Raw genomic sequence first — 18,590 nt, forward strand, 5'->3', positions numbered from 1 at the left:
GACAACAAGGCCCGGATTGTACCGGGCCGTGGCAAAAACATCAGCCTTGCGACTAACTCTCGATCAGGTTTTCCCGCGCCTCGTAAGCCAGGCGTACCGGGGCGAACGAGCGGCGGTGAATCGGCGTTGGCCCCAAGCGGGCCAGCGCCTCCAGATGAACCGGCGTCGGGTAGCCTTTGTGGCCACCGATGCCATACCCCGGGTAAATCAATTCGAACGCTGCCATCTCGCGGTCGCGGCTGACCTTGGCCAGAATCGACGCGGCAGCGATGGCCGGTACCTTGCCATCGCCTTGCACCACTGCTTCGGCGCGCATCGACAGCTTCGGGCAACGATTGCCATCGATCATCGCCAGTTTCGGTGTGATGTGCAGGCCTTCGACCGCGCGCTGCATGGCCAGCATGGTGGCGTGGAGAATGTTCAGCTCGTCGATTTCTTCGACTTCGGCGCGAGCAATGCACCAGCTCAGGGCTTTTTCGCAGATCTCTTCGTAGAGTTTTTCGCGGCGTGCTTCGGTGAGCTTCTTCGAATCATTCAGGCCCAGAATCGGACGGTTCGGATCGAGGATCACCGCGGCGGTCACCACTGCACCACAAAGCGGGCCGCGACCAACTTCGTCAACGCCGGCGACCAGATCTTCAACTTCGGCGACCAGGGTGAAATCCAGGCCCATCTGAATGCTTGCTTTGCTCATTGTGTTTTGCCGATCAGGTTCAGCACCGCGTCCGCCGCCTGATTGGAGGCGTCCAGACGTAAGGTACGGTGGATTTCATCGAAGCCGCGGGTCTGTTCTTCACCGCCTTCGATCAGTGGCGACAGCGTCTGGGCCAAGGCTTCAACCGTCGCATCGTCCTGCAGCAACTCGGGCACCAACAGGCGCTGGGCCAGCAGGTTCGGCAAGGAGATGTAGGGACTTTTCACCATGCGCTTGAGAATCCAGAACGTCAGCGGTGCCAAGCGGTACGCGACCACCATCGGCCGTTTGTACAACAACGCTTCCAGGGTCGCCGTTCCGGAGGCAATCAGTACCGCGTCGCAGGCTGCCAGGGCCAGATGGGATTTACCATCGAGCAATGTCAGCGGCAGATCTCGGCCCGCCAGCAGCTCTTCAAGTTGCTTGCGGCGCTCGGGGCCGGCGCAAGGCATGACAAACCGCACACCAGGGCGCAGGGCCCGCAGACGCTGGGCCGTATCGAGGAACAACGCACCGAGACGGCCAACTTCGCCACCGCGACTGCCGGGCATCAGTGCGACCAACGGCCCGTCAGGCAAGCCGAGTTCAGCCCGCGCGGCGGCGCGATCGGCTTCAAGCGGGATCGCGTCAGCCAGGGAGTGCCCGACAAACCGCACCGGCACGCCCTTCTCTTCATAGAATTTCGCTTCGAACGGGAACAGCGTCAGCATCAGATCGCAGCCTTCGCGAATCTTCAGCACCCGTTTCTGCCGCCACGCCCAAACCGACGGGCTAACGTAATGCACGGTCTTGATCCCGGCCTGACGCAGCTTGAGTTCGATATTGAGGGTGAAGTCCGGGGCATCGATACCGATAAACACATTCGGTTTCTCGGCGATCAGGTCGGCGATCAACTTCTTGCGGCGAGCCATCAGCTCACGCAATCGGCCCAGCACTTCCACCAGGCCCATGACCGAAAGACGTTCCATCGGGAAATACGAGGTCAGGCCTTCGGCCTGCATCAGCGGACCGCCGACACCGATGAACTCGACGGCCGGGTGCTGAGCCTTGAGTGCGCGCATGAGACCCGCGCCAAGAATGTCGCCGGAAGCCTCACCCGCCACCAGCGCTATACGCAGATTAGCCATGATTAACGAGTGATGCCGCGGGTCGAAGACTCGATGGAATCACGGAACAGCGCGACTTCCGGAAACTGATCCGAAGGCTCGGCCAGTTCGGCGAGTGCCTGTTCGACCGTCAGGCCCTGGCGATAAACCACCTTGTAGGCACGACGTAGCGCGTGGATCGCATCTTCGCTGAAACCGCGACGACGCATGCCTTCGAAGTTCATGCTGCGAGCTTCGGCCGGGTTGCCAAACACCGTAACGTACGCCGGCACGTCCTTGCCGATAGCCGTGCCCATACCGGAAAAGCTGTGGGCGCCGATATGGCAATACTGGTGAACCAGGGTAAAACCGGACAGGATTGCCCAGTCTTCAACGTGCACATGGCCCGCCAACGCGGTGTTGTTGACCAGGATGCAGTGGTTGCCGATGACACTGTCGTGGCCGATGTGGGCATAGGCCATGATCAGATTGTGATCGCCCAGGGTTGTTTCAGAACGGTCCTGAACGGTCCCACGGTGAATCGTCACGCCTTCACGGATGACGTTGTGGTCACCAATGACCAGACGGGTTTCTTCACCCTTGTATTTCAGATCGGGCGTGTCCTCACCTACCGAAGAAAACTGGTAGATGCGGTTGTGCTTTCCGATTCGGGTCGGGCCTTTGAGAATCACATGCGGCCCGATCACTGTCCCCTCGCCGATTTCCACACCTGCACCGATGATCGACCAAGGGCCGACCTCGACGCCGTCGGCCAGGATAGCCGTCGGATCGATGATTGCGCGAGGGTCAATCAAACTCATAGTTTGCGTTCCGCACAGATGATTTCAGCAGAGCAGACTGGCTTGCCATCGACCGAAGCCTGGCACTCGAACTTCCAGATCTGACGCTTGCAGCTCAGAAACTTGGCTTCCAGAATCAGTTGATCGCCCGGCAACACCGGCTGGCGGAAGCGCAGCTTGTCGGAGCCAACAAAGTAATAAAGGGTGCCGTCGGCCGGTTTCACGTCGAGCATTTTGAAACCAAGGATCCCGGCAGCCTGAGCCATCGCTTCGATGATCAATACGCCCGGCATAATTGGATGCGCGGGGAAGTGACCATTGAAGAAGGGTTCGTTGATGCTGACATTCTTGTAGGCGCGAATGCGCTTGCCTTCCACATCCAGATCCACGACCCGGTCCACCAGCAGGAACGGGTAACGGTGAGGCAGGTATTCGCGAATCTCGTTGATGTCCATCATTTCGGGGGGAAGCCTATGTAAAGATTGGGAGGCGCGACTGACGCGCACCCCTCTAGCAAATCAAGGAGGCAGTCTAGCGGCTGTGCACACTTGATATGGAAATGGTATCAGCCATCTGATGAAGCATTACCGTCAGGGGTCACTTCCCCTACACGCTTTTCCAGCTGTCGCAGACGCCGCGCGATGTCATCGAGCTGACGGATACGGGCCGCGCTTTTGCGCCATTCGGCTGCCGGTTGCATGGCCGTACCGGAAGAATAGGAACCCTTTTCGGTAATCGAGTGGGTCACCATGGTCATCCCGGTGATAAAAACGTTGTCGCAAATTTCGATATGCCCCACCAGCCCTACGCCACCGGCGAGCATGCAATGCTTGCCGATTTTGGTGCTGCCGGAGATTCCCACGCACGCGGCCATGGCGGTGTGATCACCGACCTGGACGTTGTGGGCGATCTGAATCTGGTTGTCGAGTTTCACCCCGTTACCCAGAACGGTATCGGCCAGTGCACCGCGATCGATAGCGGTATTCACGCCAATCTCCACGTCGTCACCGACCAGCACACCACCGATCTGGGCGATTTTTTGCCAGACACCTTTCTCGTTGGCAAAACCGAAACCTTCGCCACCGAGTACGGCACCCGACTGAATCACCACCCGTTTGCCGATGCGCACGTCGTGGTACAGCGTGACTCGCGGGGCCAGCCAGCCGCCCTCGCCAATCTCGCAGCGGGCACCGATGAAGCAGTGCGCGCCAACGGTCACACCTGCAGCAATACGTGCGCAGCTTTCGATCACCGCAAAAGCACCAATGCTCGCCGCCGGATCGACCACTGCGTCCGCTGCCACAACGGCTGTCGGATGAACACCGATAGCGGCCTTTGGCTTGGGATCGAACAGATGGGAAATCCGCGCGTAGGCCAGATACGGATCAGGCACGACCAGCGCATCACCTGCAAACCCTTCAGCGTCAGCGGCCTTCAGCAACAGGGCTGCGGCCCGGCTGTCAGCCAGGTATTTACGATATTGAGGGTTTGCGAGAAAGCTCAACTGAGCTGGGCCAGCCTCTTGCAAAGTGGCTAGCCCAGTAATTTCTTTCTCCGGGTCGCCACGCAGTGTGGCGCCGAGGAACTCGGCCAATTGGCCGAGCTTTATAGTCGCTGTCATGGTTACTTCAGCTGATTCATGCGCTCGATAACCTGGCGAGTGATGTCGTACTGAGGTTTGACATCAATCACTGCGCCACGCTCGAAGACCAGGTCAAAAGCACCTTTCTTGATAACTTCTTCCACAGCGCTGTCCAGTTTCGGCTTGAGCTGCTTCAGCATTTCACGGTCGGCGACGGCTTTAGCTTCGTTCAATTCCTTGGACTGGAACTGGAAGTCACGGGCCTTTTGCTTGAACTCGAGTTCCAGGCGCTCACGCTCGCCTTGCTGCATCTTGTCGCCGCCGGCCATCAGACGGTCCTGGATGCCTTTGGCACTGCTTTCCAAAGTCTTGAGTTTGCTCAGCTGTGGGCCGAACTTTTTCTCGGCATCAACGGCGTACTTCTTGGCCGCGTCGGATTCCAGCAGAGCCATCTGATAGTTCAGAACGGCGATTTTCATGTCGGCAAAAGCCGGACCTGCTACCAGTACGGTCGCCAGGAGAACCAATTGAGTCAACTTACGCACGATGCACTCCTACAAAATCCATTGTCGTTATCTTGGGTCAGACGCTTAGAACGTCTGGCCGAGGGAGAATTGGAACACTTGGGTCTCGGCATTGCTGTCCGGTTTTTTGACCGGCATCGCCAAGGCGAAGCTCAACGGACCAAGGGCGGTAACCCATGTCACACCGACACCTACCGAACTGGCCATATTGCTCAGGCTGACATCGTTACACTGAGTGTTGGACTTCGAACCATCGGCGTTAGTGCTCTGCTTGCAAGTCGAATCGAACACATTACCCACGTCCCAGAATACTGAAGTGCGCAAGGAACGCTGATCTTTCACGAACGGCAGAGGGAACAGAACTTCTACACCACCCTGAATCAGGACGTTACCACCAAACGGCAGTGGGTCCTGATCCGGGTCGACTGAGGTGCCGGGGTTCACGCCCCGGCTCGGCGTACTACGAGGCCCCAGGGTGCTGTCCTTGAAGCCACGAACTGAGTTGAAACCACCAGCATAGTAGTTTTCATAGAACGGCAAGCCGTTGGTCGAACCATAACCATCGCCATAACCCAGTTCGGTGTGGAGACGCATGGTGTAGTTTTCAGACAACGGCTGGAACAATTGACCGCGGTAATCGAGCTTGAAGAACGACAAGTCGCTACCAGGCGTCGTGGCTTCCGCGGTAAGGCTCTGGGAGTGACCACGGGTTGCCAGTACACCTTTGTTCAAGGTGGATTCAGACCAACCGGCCGATGCCTTGAAGTTCAGGTACTGATCACCTTCCTGGTTAACAAAGTCGAAGATTTCGTCGACGGTGTACTGCCCCGTCTTGATCTTGTCTTGTTGCGCAGACAAACCAAACGTCAGACGCGAAGTCTCGCTGATCGGGTAACCGACGCTGACACCCGCACCCAGGCTGTCTACGGCGTAGCTGGCTACGTTGACATCGAGGTCTTTGTAGTCAGTGGTGCGATAGAACGCGTTGTAACCCAGGCTCACGCCATCAGCAGTCCAGTACGGGTCGACGTAACCGAAGTTATAGCGACTCTGGTATTGACTGCGGGTCAAACCGATGCTGACTTTGTTACCCGTACCCAGGAAGTTGTTCTGGGTGATCGAACCACCGAGGATCAGACCGGCGCTCTGGGCGAAACCGACGCTGGCGGTAATCGAACCAGAAGCCTGTTCTTCAACGCTGTAGTTCACGTCTACCTGGTCGTCGACGCCCGGCACGGCCGGTGTTTCGACGTTGACTTCCTTGAAGAAGCCCAGACGCTCAAGACGAGTCTTGGATTGGTCGATCAGGTAGGTCGAAGCCCAGCCGCCTTCCATCTGACGCATTTCACGGCGCAGCACTTCGTCTTCGGACTTGGTGTTGCCACGGAAGTTGATGCGGTTCACGTAAGCTCGCTTGCCCGGATCGACGGCGAACGTGATGTCGACGGTGTGGTCTTCATCGTGAGGCTGAGGCACGCCATTGACGTTGGCGAAGGTGTAACCCTCGTTACCCAGACGGCGGGTGATCAGTTCGGACGTGGTGGTCATCAACTTGCGCGAGAACACCTGGCCTTTCTGGACCAGCAGCAGAGACTTGACCTGGTCTTCAGGGACTTTCAGGTCGCCGCTCAACTTGACGTCACGGACGGTGTACTTCTCGCCTTCGTTGACGTTGACGGTGATATAGACGTGTTTCTTGTCCGGGGTGATGGACACCTGGGTCGAAGCGATATCCATGTTGATATAGCCACGGTCCAGGTAGTAGGAGCGCAGACGCTCCAGGTCACCGGAAAGTTTTTCACGAGCATACTTGTCATCGTTCTTGAAGAACGACAGCCAGTTGGTGGTCTTGAGTTCAAACAGGTCGATCAGGTCTTCATCAGGGAAGACGGTGTTACCCACCACGTTGATGTGCTGGATAGCAGCAACGGTGCCTTCGTTGATATTGACCTTCAACGCAACGCGGTTACGCGGCTGCGGCACCACTTCAGTGTCGACGGTAGCCGAGTAGCGACCCTGAGCGACGTATTGGCGCTGCAGCTCGTTACGCACACCTTCGAGGGTGGCGCGCTGGAAGATCTCGCCTTCGGCCAGACCGGATTGTTTGAGGCCTTTCATCAGGTCTTCAGTGGAGATCGCCTTGTTACCCTCGATCTCGATACTGGCGACCGACGGGCGCTCGACTACCGTGATGACCAGGACGTTGCCATCGCGGCCCAGCTGGATATCTTGAAAGAAACCGGTTTTGAACAACGCACGAGTGGATTCCACCAGGCGACGATCATCCGCCTGTTCACCGACGTTCAACGGCAAAGCACCAAAGACGCTACCCGCGGAGACCCGCTGGAGGCCATTGACGCGAATATCAGAGATAGTGAAGGACTCGGCGTGAACTTCGGCGATCATCAATACGGTGAGAACCGCAGTTAGCAGCAGACGTTTCATGAAGTCCTTTCTTATTCCAACTGGCAATAAACAAACTGCCGCAAAATGCGGCAGATTCGCAATTCAGCGAAGCGTTACAGTCGACTTAGATCATTGACCAGAGCAAGCAACATCACCCCGATCACCAAACTGATACCGATCTGTATCCCCCAACCCTGCACCCGATCCGACAAGGGGCGACCACGCGCCCACTCGATCAGATAAAACAACAAATGCCCCCCATCCAGTACAGGAATGGGCAACAAATTCAGAACTCCCAAGCTAATACTCAGATAAGCAAGGAAATTCAGGAAATCAGCGACACCCGACTGGGCAGAAGCGCCCGCCACTTTAGCAATGGTTATCGGTCCACTCAAGTTTTTTACCGAGAGCTCACCGAACAACATTTTCTTGAGCGAATCGAGGGTCAGTACGCTCATGGTCCAAGTGCGTCGAGCGCCCTCTCCAATCGCGGCCACAGGACCATAACTCACTTCGCGAATCATCTCTGGCGGCCAATCAACTGCCTTCACCCCAGCCCCCAGATAACCACTGGGTGCCTTCTTCTCGCCGCGAGCGGCCAGCGTCACAGGGACGTCGATTTGAGCACTATCACGCTCGACGCGCAGCATGATTTTGGTATCAGGGTGCATACGAACCGTGTCCACCACCTGCTGCCAGTCATCAAGCGACTTGCCGTCCAGAGCTAACAGTCGGTCACCGGTCTTCAGGCCAGCAGCCTGTGCCGGGCCTTTCGGGTCAAGTTCGGCCAGGACCGGTGGCAGCGCCGGACGCCAAGGGCGTAAACCCAGCGAACGAATCGGATCTGGCTCGTCGGCACCCTTGAGCCATTTATCCAGCATCAGCTCACGGGACGAATCCACTGTGGAACCCTGATCGCGGACCAGCAACTGCAGGGAACCGCTCTCCCCAAGACGACGGACCAACTGCAGGTTCACCGCGGCCCAGCCGGAAGTCGGCTCGCCATCGATGGCAATGATTTCCTGGCCCGCGCTCAAACCAGCCTTGGCGGCGATACTGCCGGATTCGACTGCACCAATGACCGGGCGCACTTGCTCGCTGCCGAGCATGGCGAGCACCCAGAAAAAAATCATCGCCAGTAAAAAGTTGGCAATCGGACCCGCCGATACGATAGCGATACGCTGGCGGACGGATTTGCGATTGAAGGATTGATCAAGCTGATCGGCCGGCACTTCGCCTTCGCGCTCGTCGAGCATTTTCACGTAACCGCCCAGCGGGATCGCGGCGACGACGAACTCAGTGCCTTTCTTGTCGCGCCAGCGCAGCAACGGCATACCGAAGCCCACGGAGAAACGCAGCACTTTGACCCCACAACGACGTGCGACCCAAAAATGGCCGAATTCGTGGAAGGTGACCAGCACACCCAAAGCCACCAGGGTGCCGACAATCATATAGAGCGCGCTCATCTACTTTCTCCGCAATCCTGTCCAGTGCCGCATGGGTCAACGTATTGCAGCACTTACCGCCCGTGACGACTCAACCATTGTTCGGCCAGTACTCGCGCTTTCGCGTCGGCCGTGAACACTGCCTCGAGATCGTCAACCGCAACCACGGGCTCGAGATTCAATACTTCTTCGATGATACTCGCGATTTCCGGGTAGCGAACCCGCCCGTCGAGAAAGGCCGCGACCGCCACTTCATTCGCCGCATTCAGCATGGCCGGCGCACTATTGCCGGATTCAGCCGCCTGACGCGCAAGGCGCAGACACGGGAATCGCTCTTCATCAGGCGCCTGGAAGTCCAGCCGCGCAATTGCAAACAGGTCCAGCGGCGCAACACCCGAATCGATCCGCTCCGGCCAGGCCAGCGCGTTGGCGATCGGTGTGCGCATGTCAGGGTTACCTAACTGGGCTAATACCGAACCGTCGATGTAATCGACCAGCGAATGAATCACGCTTTGAGGATGAATCACCACTTCGACCTGGGATGGCTTGGCATCAAACAACCAGCAGGCTTCGATTAACTCCAGCCCCTTGTTCATCATGCTGGCCGAATCCACCGAAATCTTGCGCCCCATGGACCAGTTCGGGTGGGCACACGCTTGCTCAGGGGAAACATGCACCAGTTCAGCCATAGGTGTCTGTCGGAACGGACCGCCAGAGGCCGTGAGTAAAATCCGACGCACCCCGACGGCACTCAGTCCACGAGCGAAATCCTGTGGCATGCACTGGAAAATCGCGTTGTGCTCACTGTCGATCGGCAGCAACACCGAACCACTCTTGCGCACCGCCTGCATGAACAGCGCACCGGACATCACCAGTGCTTCTTTGTTGGCCAGGAGGATTTTCTTGCCAGCCTCGACCGCCGCCAGAGTCGGTCGCAAACCCGCAGCGCCAACGATGGCCGCCATGACCGCATCGACCTCAGGATCGGAAGCAACCTGACACAGGCCCTCCTCCCCCACCAACACGCGGGTCGGCAGGCCTGCGGCGCGTAAGTCGTCCTGCAAGCCTCGGGCAGCACCCGCCTCAGGTACCACGGCGAACCGCGGCGTATGACGAACACACAGCGCCAACAGCTCGCTCAGACGGGTGAAACCGCTCAAGGCGAAAACCTGATAACGCTCGGGATGGCGAGCGATGACGTCAAGCGTGCTCAGACCAATCGAACCGGTCGCCCCCAGGACGGTAATCTGCTGCGGGCGGCTCACGGTGCCGCCATCCACAGCAGAACCGCAAATACCGGAATCGCTGCAGTCAGGCTGTCGATACGATCCAGCACGCCGCCATGACCCGGCAGCAGATTACTGCTGTCCTTGATCCCGGACTGACGCTTGAACATGCTTTCGGTGAGATCACCCACCACCGAGATGAACACGATGATGGCTGCCCCCATCAGACCTTTGAACAGCTGCGCCACCGTCCAGTCTCGAACCAGACTGACAATGACAGTAATGACCAGACTCACCGCGAGGCCGCCATAGACGCCCTCCCAGCTTTTGCCGGGACTGACCTGTGGCGCCAGCTTGCGCTTGCCAAAGGCCCGGCCGGAGAAGTAAGCACCGATATCAGCACCCCAGACCAGCACCATCACCGCCATGATCAGCCAGTTGCCCAAAGACTCCTGCTTGATCTGAATCAGACCTTGCCAGGCGGGCAGCAGGATCAGCAGACCGATCACCAGCTTGCAGGCAGCGCTGGACCAAAGTTCGCTGGAGCGCGGATAAGTCAGCACCAGATAGGTTGCAACGCCCCACCAAAGTACCGACGCGCCCAATACCCAAGGCGCGAGCCCAGGCAGGATATGCATGACAAACAGCATCAACGCAACCACAGCCGCATAGACAATGCGGATCGGCTGCTCAGTGAAGCCCGCCAGGCGCGCCCACTCCCATGCACCGAGGGTCACGACCAGCCCGATGAACAGCGCAAAACCGGTGCCTTCGAGCAGGAAAAACCCGCACAGGGCAATCGGCAGCAGGATCAGTGCGGTGATGATTCGTTGTTTAAGCATTAAAACCGGGCTCCAGCCTCGACCTGCTCGCTCGTTTTACCGAAGCGGCGCTGCCGAGAAGCAAAATCGGCCAGCGCGGTACGCATGGCATCGTGTTTGAAGTCCGGCCAGAACAGGTCGGAGAAGTACAACTCGGCGTAAGCCAGTTGCCACAGCAGGAAGTTACTGATGCGGTGCTCGCCTCCGGTACGGATGCACAAGTCCGGCAACGGCAAATCGCCGGTAGCCAGACAGGTTTGCAACAGTTCCGGGGTAATGTCTTCCGGACGCAGGTGCCCGGCCTGAACTTCCCGCGCCAGGCGCTGTGCGGCTTGCGCGATGTCCCACTGACCGCCGTAGTTGGCTGCGATCTGCAGAACGAAGCGATTGGCGCCCGCCGTCATTGCTTCAGCTTCACGCATGGCAGCTTGAAGCTCTGGATGAAAGCGCGAACGGTCGCCAATGATGCGCAAACTGATGTTGTTTTCGTTCAGGCGCTTGGCCTCGCGACGCAATGCCTTGAAGAACAGATCCATCAAGGCGCTGACCTCGTCGGCCGGGCGCTGCCAGTTCTCGCTGGAGAAGGCGAACAGGGTCAATACTTCGACCCCGGCCTCGGCGCACACCTCGATCACCGCACGAACCGCATCCACGCCCGCTTTATGACCGGCGACACCCGGCATAAAGCGCTTTTTCGCCCAGCGATTATTACCATCCATGATGATCGCGACATGGCGCGGCACCGCGGACGGCGCAGTCTGCTTGGTCTTTTCCATGAAAACGCGACCCTTATACGGCCATCAGGTCTTTTTCTTTCTGCGCCAGATTCGCGTCGATTTCAGCCACGAACTTTTTGGTCAGGTCATCGATCTCGCCAGTGGCGCGGCGCTCTTCGTCTTCGCTGATTTCTTTTTCCTTGACCAGATCCTTGAGCTGGCTGTTCGCATCACGACGGATGTTGCGCACCGCAACACGGGCATCTTCAGCGACATCGCGAGCCTGCTTGGTGAAGCCCTTACGGGTTTCTTCGGTCAGGGCCGGCATGGAGATCAGCAGCAATTCACCCAGGTTGGTCGGGTTGAGGTTCAAACCCGCGCTACCGATGGCTTTGTCGACAGCACCCAGCATGTTGCGCTCAAAGGCAACGACTTGCAGGGTACGGGCGTCTTTGACGGTGATGTTCGCCACCTGTTTGATCGGAGTGTCGGAACCGTAATACGGCACCATCACGCCTTCCAGAATGCTTGGATGCGCCTGGCCCGTACGAATACGGCCGAAGTTGTGCATCAGCGACTCGACGGATTTCTGCATACGCTCTTTAGCGTCTTTCTTGATTTCGTTGATCATTGTTGGCCTTCCTCGATCAGGGTCCCTTCAGCGCCGCCGTGCACGATGTTCAGCAGGGCGCCGGGCTTGTTCATGTTAAATACGCGCAACGGCATCTTGTGGTCGCGGCACAGGCAAATGGCGGTCAGATCCATCACGCCCAGCTTGCGATCCAGCACTTCATCGTAAGTCAGATGATCGAACTTCTCGGCATGCGGGTCTTTGAATGGGTCAGCGGTGTAGACGCCATCGACCTTGGTCGCCTTGAGCACGACATCGGCATCGATTTCGATTGCACGCAAGCATGCTGCCGAATCCGTGGTGAAGAACGGATTGCCGGTACCGGCCGCGAAAATCACGACTTCCTTGGCGTTCAAGTGGCGCATGGCTTTGCGGCGATCATAGTGATCGGTTACGCCAACCATGGAAATGGCCGACATTACGATGGCCGAGATATTGGCACGTTCCAGCGCATCGCGCATGGCCAGGGCGTTCATCACAGTGGCCAGCATACCCATGTGGTCACCGGTGACCCGATCCATGCCGGCCGCGCTCAGCGCTGCACCGCGGAACAGGTTACCGCCACCGATCACCAGACCGACCTGAACACCGATGCCAACCAGTTGGCCGACTTCCAGCGCCATGCGATCCAGAACTTTCGGATCGATCCCGAACTCTTCCGAGCCCATCAGGGCCTCGCCGCTAAGCTTGAGTAGAATGCGTTTATAGCGAGCCTGATAACCACTGCCCTGCTGAGCCATTGCGAATCTCTCCTGCGGCGTATTTTAAAAATTCTTTGCGAGCTGTTTACAGCTGGCGTTCACTCTAACTTGGCGCTGCTTCAGCGCCATCGGAACATGGCTTTGTAAGCCAGTTCCAAAAGGAAACCAATTAAAAATTGGTGCCCCATCTGAAAAGAGGCTGCGCGCGTGAGCGGGCAGCCTCTTCAGGGCGACAGTTAAAAACCGTCTTATTGCTTGGCGGCAGCCAGCTGGGCAGCAACTTCTTCAGCGAAGTTGTCGACCGGCTTCTCGATGCCATCGCCTACTTTGAAGTAGGTGAAGGAAACGATTTCAGCACCGGCTTTCTTGGCCAGTTCGCCAACCTTGATTTCAGGGTTCTTGACGAACGCCTGCTCAACCAGGCTCGCTTCAGCCAGGAACTTGCTGATACGACCTTTGACCATGTTTTCAACGATGTTTTCCGGCTTGCCGGCGATCTTGTCAGCGTTGAGGGTCAGGAACACGCCTTTCTCACGCTCGACCGCTTCAGCGGAAACTTCCGATGGCAGCAGGAATTCAGGGTTGGTCGCCGCTACGTGCATGGCGATGTCTTTGGCCAGCTCAACGCTGCCGCCTTTGAGGGCAACCACAACACCGATCTTGTTGCCGTGCAGGTAACCACCAACAACGTCACCTTCAACGCGAGCCAGGCGACGGATGTTGACGTTTTCGCCAACCTTGCCGACCAGAACCAGGCGATCGGCTTCTTGAGCTGCGATCAGCGGAGCAACGTCAGTCAGTTTGTCAGCGAACGCTTTTTCAACGCTGGAAGCGACAAATGCCTTGAAGTCATCCTGCAAAGCCAGGAAGTCGGTCTGCGAGTTCACTTCCAGCAGAACGGCGGATTTACCGTCTTCCTTCAAAGCGATCGCGCCTTCAGCGGCAACGTTGCCAGCTTTCTTGGCAGCCTTGATGGCGCCCGAAGCACGCATGTCATCAATGGCTTTTTCGATGTCGCCGCCAGCCTTGGTCAAGGCCTTTTTGCAGTCCATCATGCCTTCGCCAGTACGCTCGCGCAGTTCTTTGACCAACGCTGCAGTAATCTCTGCCATTTCAAAATTCCTCTTGGATAGGTTTTCAACCATTCCACCCGATCGAACGGGCGATCAATTCTTCCCGAACCACCCTTGCTGGCTGCTGCAGGTTACAAAGGCTGTAACTGCGCTGCCGACAAACGGTTTTCGAGGTGGCAAAAAGGGGGCCAAGCCCCCTTTTTGCTTACTGAGTCAACGCCAAGGCGTCAATTACTCAGCTGCTGCTACCGGAGCTTCTTCAACGAACTGCTCGGTGCCGCCAGCAACGTGGTTGCGACCGCGGATTACAGCGTCAGCCATCGAACCCATGTACAGCTGGATAGCGCGGATTGCGTCATCGTTGCCTGGGATGATGTAGTCAACGCCTTCCGGGCTGCTGTTGGTATCGACTACGCCGATAACCGGGATGCCCAGCTTGTTGGCTTCGGTGATCGCGATGCGCTCGTGATCAACGTCGATAACGAACAGAGCGTCTGGCAGACCGCCCATGTCCTTGATACCACCCAGGGAACGATCGAGCTTCTCAAGATCGCGAGTGCGCATCAGCGCTTCTTTCTTGGTCAGCTTGGCGAAAGTACCGTCTTCGGCTTGCACTTCAAGGTCACGCAGACGCTTGATGGAAGCACGGATGGTTTTGAAGTTGGTCAGCATGCCGCCCAACCAGCGGTGATCGACGTACGGCGAACCGCAACGTGCTGCTTCTTCAGCAACGATCTTGCCAGCGGAACGCTTGGTGCCGACGAACAGAATCTTGTTTTTGCCCTGGGCCAGACGCTCTACGAAAGTCAGAGCTTCGTTGAACATTGGCAGGGTTTTTTCAAGGTTGATGATGTGGATCTTGTTACGCGCGCCGAAAATGTATTTACCCATTTTCGGGTTCCAGTAACGGGTCTGGTGACCGAAGTGCACACCGGCCTTCAGCATATCGCGCATGTTGACTTGGGACATGATAGTTCCTTAATAAGTCGGGTTTGGCCTCCACGTATCCCAATGACCAACCAGCAGCATCAGCTGAAGGCACCCAGGTCATCGTGTCGACACGTGTGTGGATTTAGGCTTTTCAGGGGATCCCCGGAAAGCGGCGCATTTTATATCACAAGGCTGAAAAAAACGGAACCCGGATTGTTAAATCCTGGCGCGTGCTTTGGTTCCAGCCCTTGGAATCCTCCAAGAATGCGCCATTCTATAAGGAGAAGCGATGTACAGAGGCTCAGATTTGCGCTGCTCGTCTGTTAGAATCGCGTTTTTCAGGGCCGCGAAGATCGACCGCGCAACGCCCATTCCGTTTTAGAAGGCGCCATCGAGCGCAGAGAGAGCCTGTATGACCGTCACCCTCAAAACCCCCGAGGACATCGCAAAAATGCGCATCGCCGGCAAACTGGCCGCCGATGTGCTGGAAATGATTGCCGAACATGTCAAGCCGGGCATTACCACAGAAGAACTGGACCGCATCTGCCACGACTACATCGTCAACGAGCAGAAAGCCATCCCTGCCCCGCTCAACTACAAGGGTTTCCCGAAGTCGATCTGCACCTCGATCAATCACGTGGTCTGCCACGGCATTCCGAACGAGAAGGCCTTGAAGGATGGCGATACGCTGAACATCGACGTCACCGTCATCAAGGACGGCTACCACGGCGACACCAGCCGCATGTTCCACGTCGGAACCGTGCCGGTCTGGGCCGAGCGCCTGTCGCAGATCACTCAGGAATGCATGTACAAGGCCATCGAAATCGTCAAACCCGGCTGCCGCCTGGGCGACATCGGCGAAGTGATTCAGAAGCACGCTGAAAAGAACGGTTTTTCCGTGGTTCGCGAATTCTGTGGTCACGGCATCGGCAAGGTGTTCCACGAAGAGCCGCAGATCCTGCACTACGGCCGCGCCGGCACCGGCATGGAACTGAAAGCCGGCATGACCTTCACCATCGAGCCGATGATCAACCAGGGCAAGGCCGACACCAAGGTCTTGGGCGACGGCTGGACCGCGATCACCAAGGACCGCAAGCTGTCGGCACAGTGGGAACACACCCTGCTGGTGACCGAAACCGGTTACGAGATCTTCACCCTGCGCGCCGACGACACCATCCCGCGCGTTTCGGCCTGATCCGGGCGCGCAGCACCTCAGCCTTATAGACAGGAAAGCCAATCGATGCCGCAGGTGGATCCCGAACTCTTCGACCGAGGCCAGTTCCAGGCTGAACTGGCCCTGAAGGCAAGCCCGATCGCGGCCTTCAAGAAGGCAATTCGCCAGGCCCGCGAGGTGCTCGACGAGCGCTTTCGCAGCGGCCGCGAGATTCGCCGGTTGATCGAGGATCGCGCCTGGTTCGTCGATAACATCCTGCAAAAGGCCTGGGAGCAGTTCAGCTTGAGTTCCGAAGCCGACATCGCGCTGGTCGCGGTCGGCGGCTACGGTCGCGGCGAGCTACACCCTTATTCCGACATCGATTTGCTGATCCTGCTGGACAGCGCCGATCACGAAGTTTTCCGAGATTCCATCGAGCGTTTTCTGACGCTGTTGTGGGACATTGGCCTGGAAGTGGGCCAGAGCGTTCGTTCGGTGGACGAATGCGTCCAGGAGGCCCGCGCCGACCTGACTGTGGTCACCAATCTGATGGAAAGCCGCACCATCTGTGGCCCCGAGCGCCTGCGTCAGCGCATGCTGGACGTCACCAGCACCGCGCACATGTGGCCGAGCAAGGAATTCTTCCTGGCCAAACGCGCCGAGCAGAAGGCCCGTCACCACAAGTACAACGACACCGAATACAACCTGGAACCCAACGTCAAAGGCTCGCCCGGCGGCCTACGGGATATTCAGACGATTCTGTGGGTTGCCCGTCGTGAATACGGCACCCTGAACCTGCGGGCCCTGGCCGGCGAAGGTTTCCTGGTCGAGAGCGAAAATGCCCTGCTGGCCTCCTCCCAGGAATTCCTGTGGAAGGTTCGTTACGCCCTGCACATGCTCGCCGGCCGTTCCGAAGACCGCTTGCTGTTTGATCACCAGCGCACCATTGCCGGGCTGCTGGGCTTCAAGGGCGATGACGCCAAGCAAGCCATCGAAAACTTCATGCAGCAGTATTACCGGGTGGTCATGAGCATTGCCCAGCTCAGCGACCTGATCATCCAGCACTTCGAGGAAGTCATTCTCGCGCCTGAAGACGAAGCGCCGCCGCAGCCGATCAACTCGCGATTCCAGCTGCACGACGGTTACATCGAGGCGCGCAACGACAACGTATTCCGCCGCACACCGTTCGCCATGCTGGAAATCTTCGTACTGATGGCCCAGCAGCCGGAAATCAAAGGCGTGCGCGCCGACACCATTCGTCTGCTGCGAGAAAACCGCCACCTGATCGACGACGATTTCCGCAACGACATCCGCAATACCAGCCTGTTTATCGAACTGTTCAAGTGCAAGATCGGCATCCACCGCAACCTGCGACGGATGAACCGTTACGGCATCCTCGGGCGCTACTTGCCGGAGTTCGGCTTCATCGTCGGGCAGATGCAGCACGACCTGTTTCACATCTATACGGTCGACGCTCACACCCTGAACCTGATCAAACATCTGCGTAAGTTGCAGTACACCCAAGTGTCGGAAAAATTCCCGCTGGCCAGCAAGCTCATGGGCAAACTGCCCAAACCCGAGCTGATCTACCTGGCAGGCCTGTACCACGACATCGGCAAGGGCCGGCATGGCGACCACTCGGAAATTGGCGCTGTGGATGCCGAAGCCTTTTGCCAGCGCCATCAGTTGCCGGTGTGGGACAGCCGCCTGATCGTCTGGCTGGTGCAGAACCATTTGGTGATGTCGACCACTGCCCAGCGCAAGGACTTGTCCGACCCACAAGTCATCCACGATTTCGCGCAGATCGTCGGCGACGAAACCCACCTCGATTATCTGTACGTTCTGACCGTCGCCGACATCAACGCAACCAACCCGACGCTGTGGAATTCCTGGCGCGCCAGCCTGCTGCGTCAGCTCTACACCGAGACCAAGCGTGCCTTGCGTCGCGGCCTGGAAAACCCGATGGACCGCGAAGAGCAGATCCGCCAGACACAGAGCGCAGCACTGGACATTCTGGTGCGCGGCGGCACCGATCCGGACGACGTCGAGCAGCTGTGGGCGCAATTGGGCGATGACTACTTCCTGCGCCACACCGCCGGCGACGTGGCCTGGCACAGTGACGCGATCCTCCAGCAGCCGGCCGACGGCGGGCCGCTGGTGCTGATCAAGGAAACTACTCAGCGCGAGTTCGAAGGCGGCACACAGATTTTCATCTACGCACCGGACCAGCACGACTTCTTCGCCGTGACCGTGGCCGCGATGGACCAGCTCAACCTGAACATTCACGACGCCCGGGTCATCACCTCCAGCAGCCAGTTCACCCTCGACACCTACATCGTGCTCGACACCGACGGCGACTCGATCGGCGATAACCCGGCGCGGGTCAAACAGATTCGCGAGGGCCTGACCGAGGCCCTGCGCAACCCGGACGACTACCCGACCATCATTCAGCGTCGGGTACCGCGCCAGCTCAAGCATTTCGCGTTTGCGCCACAGGTGACGATCCACAACGACGCCCAGCGTCCGGTGACCGTACTGGAACTCAGCGCCCCCGATCGCCCGGGCCTGCTCGCACGCATCGGCACGATCTTCCTGGAGTTCGACCTGTCGCTACAGAACGCCAAGATCGCCACCTTGGGCGAGCGCGTGGAGGACGTATTCTTCATCACCGACGCGAACAACCAGCCGTTGTCCGACCCATTGCTGTGCAGCCGCTTGCAGGATGCAATCGTCGAACAGCTGAGCGTCAGTAACGAACCCGATATCAAACTGTCGCGCATCAGCATCTGATTGCGCGTCAGGA

Annotated in this window: 17 protein-coding genes; 2 read left to right on the plus strand and 15 right to left on the minus strand. The window is 58.1% G+C overall.

The features are described from left to right. Positions 1-52 precede the first annotated feature (52 nt). The 15 genes from rnhB to rpsB form a co-directional block, all read right to left on the minus strand. On the minus strand, positions 53-679 hold the full coding sequence (gene rnhB / locus FQ187_RS13870; protein WP_178122720.1) for a ribonuclease HII: 627 nt from the start codon (positions 677-679) through the stop codon (positions 53-55). Positions 680-690: 11 nt separating this feature from the next. After that, positions 691-1,821 carry a lipid-A-disaccharide synthase gene (gene lpxB, locus FQ187_RS13875; RefSeq protein ID WP_149629925.1) on the minus strand — a complete coding sequence of 377 codons (1,131 nt, stop codon included), beginning with the start codon at positions 1,819-1,821 and terminating at the stop codon, positions 691-693. A gap of 2 nt (positions 1,822-1,823) precedes the next feature. Then, complete coding sequence (gene lpxA, locus FQ187_RS13880) at positions 1,824-2,600, minus strand: acyl-ACP--UDP-N-acetylglucosamine O-acyltransferase (RefSeq protein ID WP_149629926.1); 777 nt, start codon at positions 2,598-2,600, stop codon at positions 1,824-1,826. Beyond that, positions 2,597-3,037: a 3-hydroxyacyl-ACP dehydratase FabZ gene (gene fabZ, locus FQ187_RS13885; protein ID WP_007907157.1), complete on the minus strand. Its 441-nt coding sequence runs from the start codon at positions 3,035-3,037 to the stop codon at positions 2,597-2,599. Before fabZ ends, lpxA begins: the two co-directional genes overlap by 4 nt. Positions 3,038-3,144: 107 nt before the next feature. Next, positions 3,145-4,200 (minus strand): UDP-3-O-(3-hydroxymyristoyl)glucosamine N-acyltransferase, encoded by a 1,056-nt coding sequence (lpxD, locus tag FQ187_RS13890; protein ID WP_149629927.1) that lies wholly within the window; start codon positions 4,198-4,200, stop codon positions 3,145-3,147. Positions 4,201-4,202: 2 nt separating this feature from the next. Then, positions 4,203-4,706 (minus strand): OmpH family outer membrane protein, encoded by a 504-nt coding sequence (locus FQ187_RS13895; RefSeq protein ID WP_010462812.1) that lies wholly within the window; start codon positions 4,704-4,706, stop codon positions 4,203-4,205. Positions 4,707-4,751: 45 nt separating this feature from the next. Next, a complete protein-coding gene (gene bamA / locus FQ187_RS13900; protein WP_149629928.1) occupies positions 4,752-7,130 on the minus strand; it encodes an outer membrane protein assembly factor BamA in 2,379 nt (792 codons plus the stop codon). Between the two features lie 74 nt (positions 7,131-7,204). Continuing rightward, on the minus strand, positions 7,205-8,557 hold the full coding sequence (gene rseP, locus FQ187_RS13905; protein WP_149629929.1) for a sigma E protease regulator RseP: 1,353 nt from the start codon (positions 8,555-8,557) through the stop codon (positions 7,205-7,207). 53 nt (positions 8,558-8,610) lie between these two features. After that, entirely contained in the window at positions 8,611-9,801 is a 1,191-nt protein-coding gene (gene ispC / locus FQ187_RS13910; RefSeq protein WP_129441621.1) for a 1-deoxy-D-xylulose-5-phosphate reductoisomerase, read from the minus strand. Beyond that, complete coding sequence (locus FQ187_RS13915) at positions 9,798-10,604, minus strand: phosphatidate cytidylyltransferase (RefSeq protein ID WP_149629930.1); 807 nt, start codon at positions 10,602-10,604, stop codon at positions 9,798-9,800. Before FQ187_RS13915 ends, ispC begins: the two co-directional genes overlap by 4 nt. After that, positions 10,604-11,359 carry a polyprenyl diphosphate synthase gene (gene uppS, locus FQ187_RS13920; protein WP_149629931.1) on the minus strand — a complete coding sequence of 252 codons (756 nt, stop codon included), beginning with the start codon at positions 11,357-11,359 and terminating at the stop codon, positions 10,604-10,606. Before uppS ends, FQ187_RS13915 begins: the two co-directional genes overlap by 1 nt. A gap of 13 nt (positions 11,360-11,372) precedes the next feature. Next, the gene (gene frr, locus FQ187_RS13925; RefSeq protein WP_033056300.1) at positions 11,373-11,930 is read right to left on the minus strand and encodes a ribosome recycling factor; all 558 of its coding nucleotides are present in this window, start codon (positions 11,928-11,930) and stop codon (positions 11,373-11,375) included. Next, a complete protein-coding gene (gene pyrH / locus FQ187_RS13930) occupies positions 11,927-12,670 on the minus strand; it encodes a UMP kinase (protein ID WP_003172271.1) in 744 nt (247 codons plus the stop codon). The genes frr and pyrH overlap by 4 nt, the downstream gene beginning before the upstream one ends. A 209-nt stretch (positions 12,671-12,879) precedes the next feature. Then, complete coding sequence (gene tsf / locus FQ187_RS13935; protein ID WP_033056302.1) at positions 12,880-13,743, minus strand: translation elongation factor Ts; 864 nt, start codon at positions 13,741-13,743, stop codon at positions 12,880-12,882. 192 nt (positions 13,744-13,935) lie between these two features. After that, complete coding sequence (gene rpsB / locus FQ187_RS13940) at positions 13,936-14,673, minus strand: 30S ribosomal protein S2 (RefSeq protein ID WP_003219330.1); 738 nt, start codon at positions 14,671-14,673, stop codon at positions 13,936-13,938. A 373-nt stretch (positions 14,674-15,046) separates the two neighbouring features. On the opposite strand from rpsB, the gene map reads away from it, so the two are divergent. Both map and FQ187_RS13950 read left to right on the plus strand, forming a co-directional pair. Next, positions 15,047-15,829 carry a type I methionyl aminopeptidase gene (map, locus tag FQ187_RS13945; protein WP_149629932.1) on the plus strand — a complete coding sequence of 261 codons (783 nt, stop codon included), beginning with the start codon at positions 15,047-15,049 and terminating at the stop codon, positions 15,827-15,829. A 45-nt stretch (positions 15,830-15,874) separates the two neighbouring features. Continuing rightward, on the plus strand, positions 15,875-18,577 hold the full coding sequence (locus FQ187_RS13950; RefSeq protein WP_149629933.1) for a [protein-PII] uridylyltransferase: 2,703 nt from the start codon (positions 15,875-15,877) through the stop codon (positions 18,575-18,577). The last annotated feature ends 13 nt before the right edge of the window (positions 18,578-18,590 follow it).

Origin of the sequence: Pseudomonas sp. ANT_J28 (genome assembly GCF_008370005.1) — a bacterium.
Lineage (GTDB): Bacteria > Pseudomonadota > Gammaproteobacteria > Pseudomonadales > Pseudomonadaceae > Aquipseudomonas > Aquipseudomonas frigoris.

What these genes read in the sequence shown, in the direction of transcription:
- lpxD (WP_149629927.1), bottom strand. Translation starts at nt 4,200, where the DNA reads ATGACAGCGACTATAAAGCTCGGCCAATTGGCCGAGTTCCTCGGCGCC.
- pyrH (WP_003172271.1), bottom strand. Translation starts at nt 12,670, where the DNA reads ATGGCTCAGCAGGGCAGTGGTTATCAGGCTCGCTATAAACGCATTCTA.
- uppS (WP_149629931.1), bottom strand. Translation starts at nt 11,359, where the DNA reads ATGGAAAAGACCAAGCAGACTGCGCCGTCCGCGGTGCCGCGCCATGTC.
- lpxB (WP_149629925.1), bottom strand. Translation starts at nt 1,821, where the DNA reads ATGGCTAATCTGCGTATAGCGCTGGTGGCGGGTGAGGCTTCCGGCGAC.
- map (WP_149629932.1), top strand. Translation starts at nt 15,047, where the DNA reads ATGACCGTCACCCTCAAAACCCCCGAGGACATCGCAAAAATGCGCATC.
- FQ187_RS13950 (WP_149629933.1), top strand. Translation starts at nt 15,875, where the DNA reads ATGCCGCAGGTGGATCCCGAACTCTTCGACCGAGGCCAGTTCCAGGCT.
- tsf (WP_033056302.1), bottom strand. Translation starts at nt 13,743, where the DNA reads ATGGCAGAGATTACTGCAGCGTTGGTCAAAGAACTGCGCGAGCGTACT.
- rpsB (WP_003219330.1), bottom strand. Translation starts at nt 14,673, where the DNA reads ATGTCCCAAGTCAACATGCGCGATATGCTGAAGGCCGGTGTGCACTTC.
- rseP (WP_149629929.1), bottom strand. Translation starts at nt 8,557, where the DNA reads ATGAGCGCGCTCTATATGATTGTCGGCACCCTGGTGGCTTTGGGTGTG.
- FQ187_RS13915 (WP_149629930.1), bottom strand. Translation starts at nt 10,604, where the DNA reads ATGCTTAAACAACGAATCATCACCGCACTGATCCTGCTGCCGATTGCC.
- lpxA (WP_149629926.1), bottom strand. Translation starts at nt 2,600, where the DNA reads ATGAGTTTGATTGACCCTCGCGCAATCATCGATCCGACGGCTATCCTG.
- bamA (WP_149629928.1), bottom strand. Translation starts at nt 7,130, where the DNA reads ATGAAACGTCTGCTGCTAACTGCGGTTCTCACCGTATTGATGATCGCC.
- fabZ (WP_007907157.1), bottom strand. Translation starts at nt 3,037, where the DNA reads ATGATGGACATCAACGAGATTCGCGAATACCTGCCTCACCGTTACCCG.
- frr (WP_033056300.1), bottom strand. Translation starts at nt 11,930, where the DNA reads ATGATCAACGAAATCAAGAAAGACGCTAAAGAGCGTATGCAGAAATCC.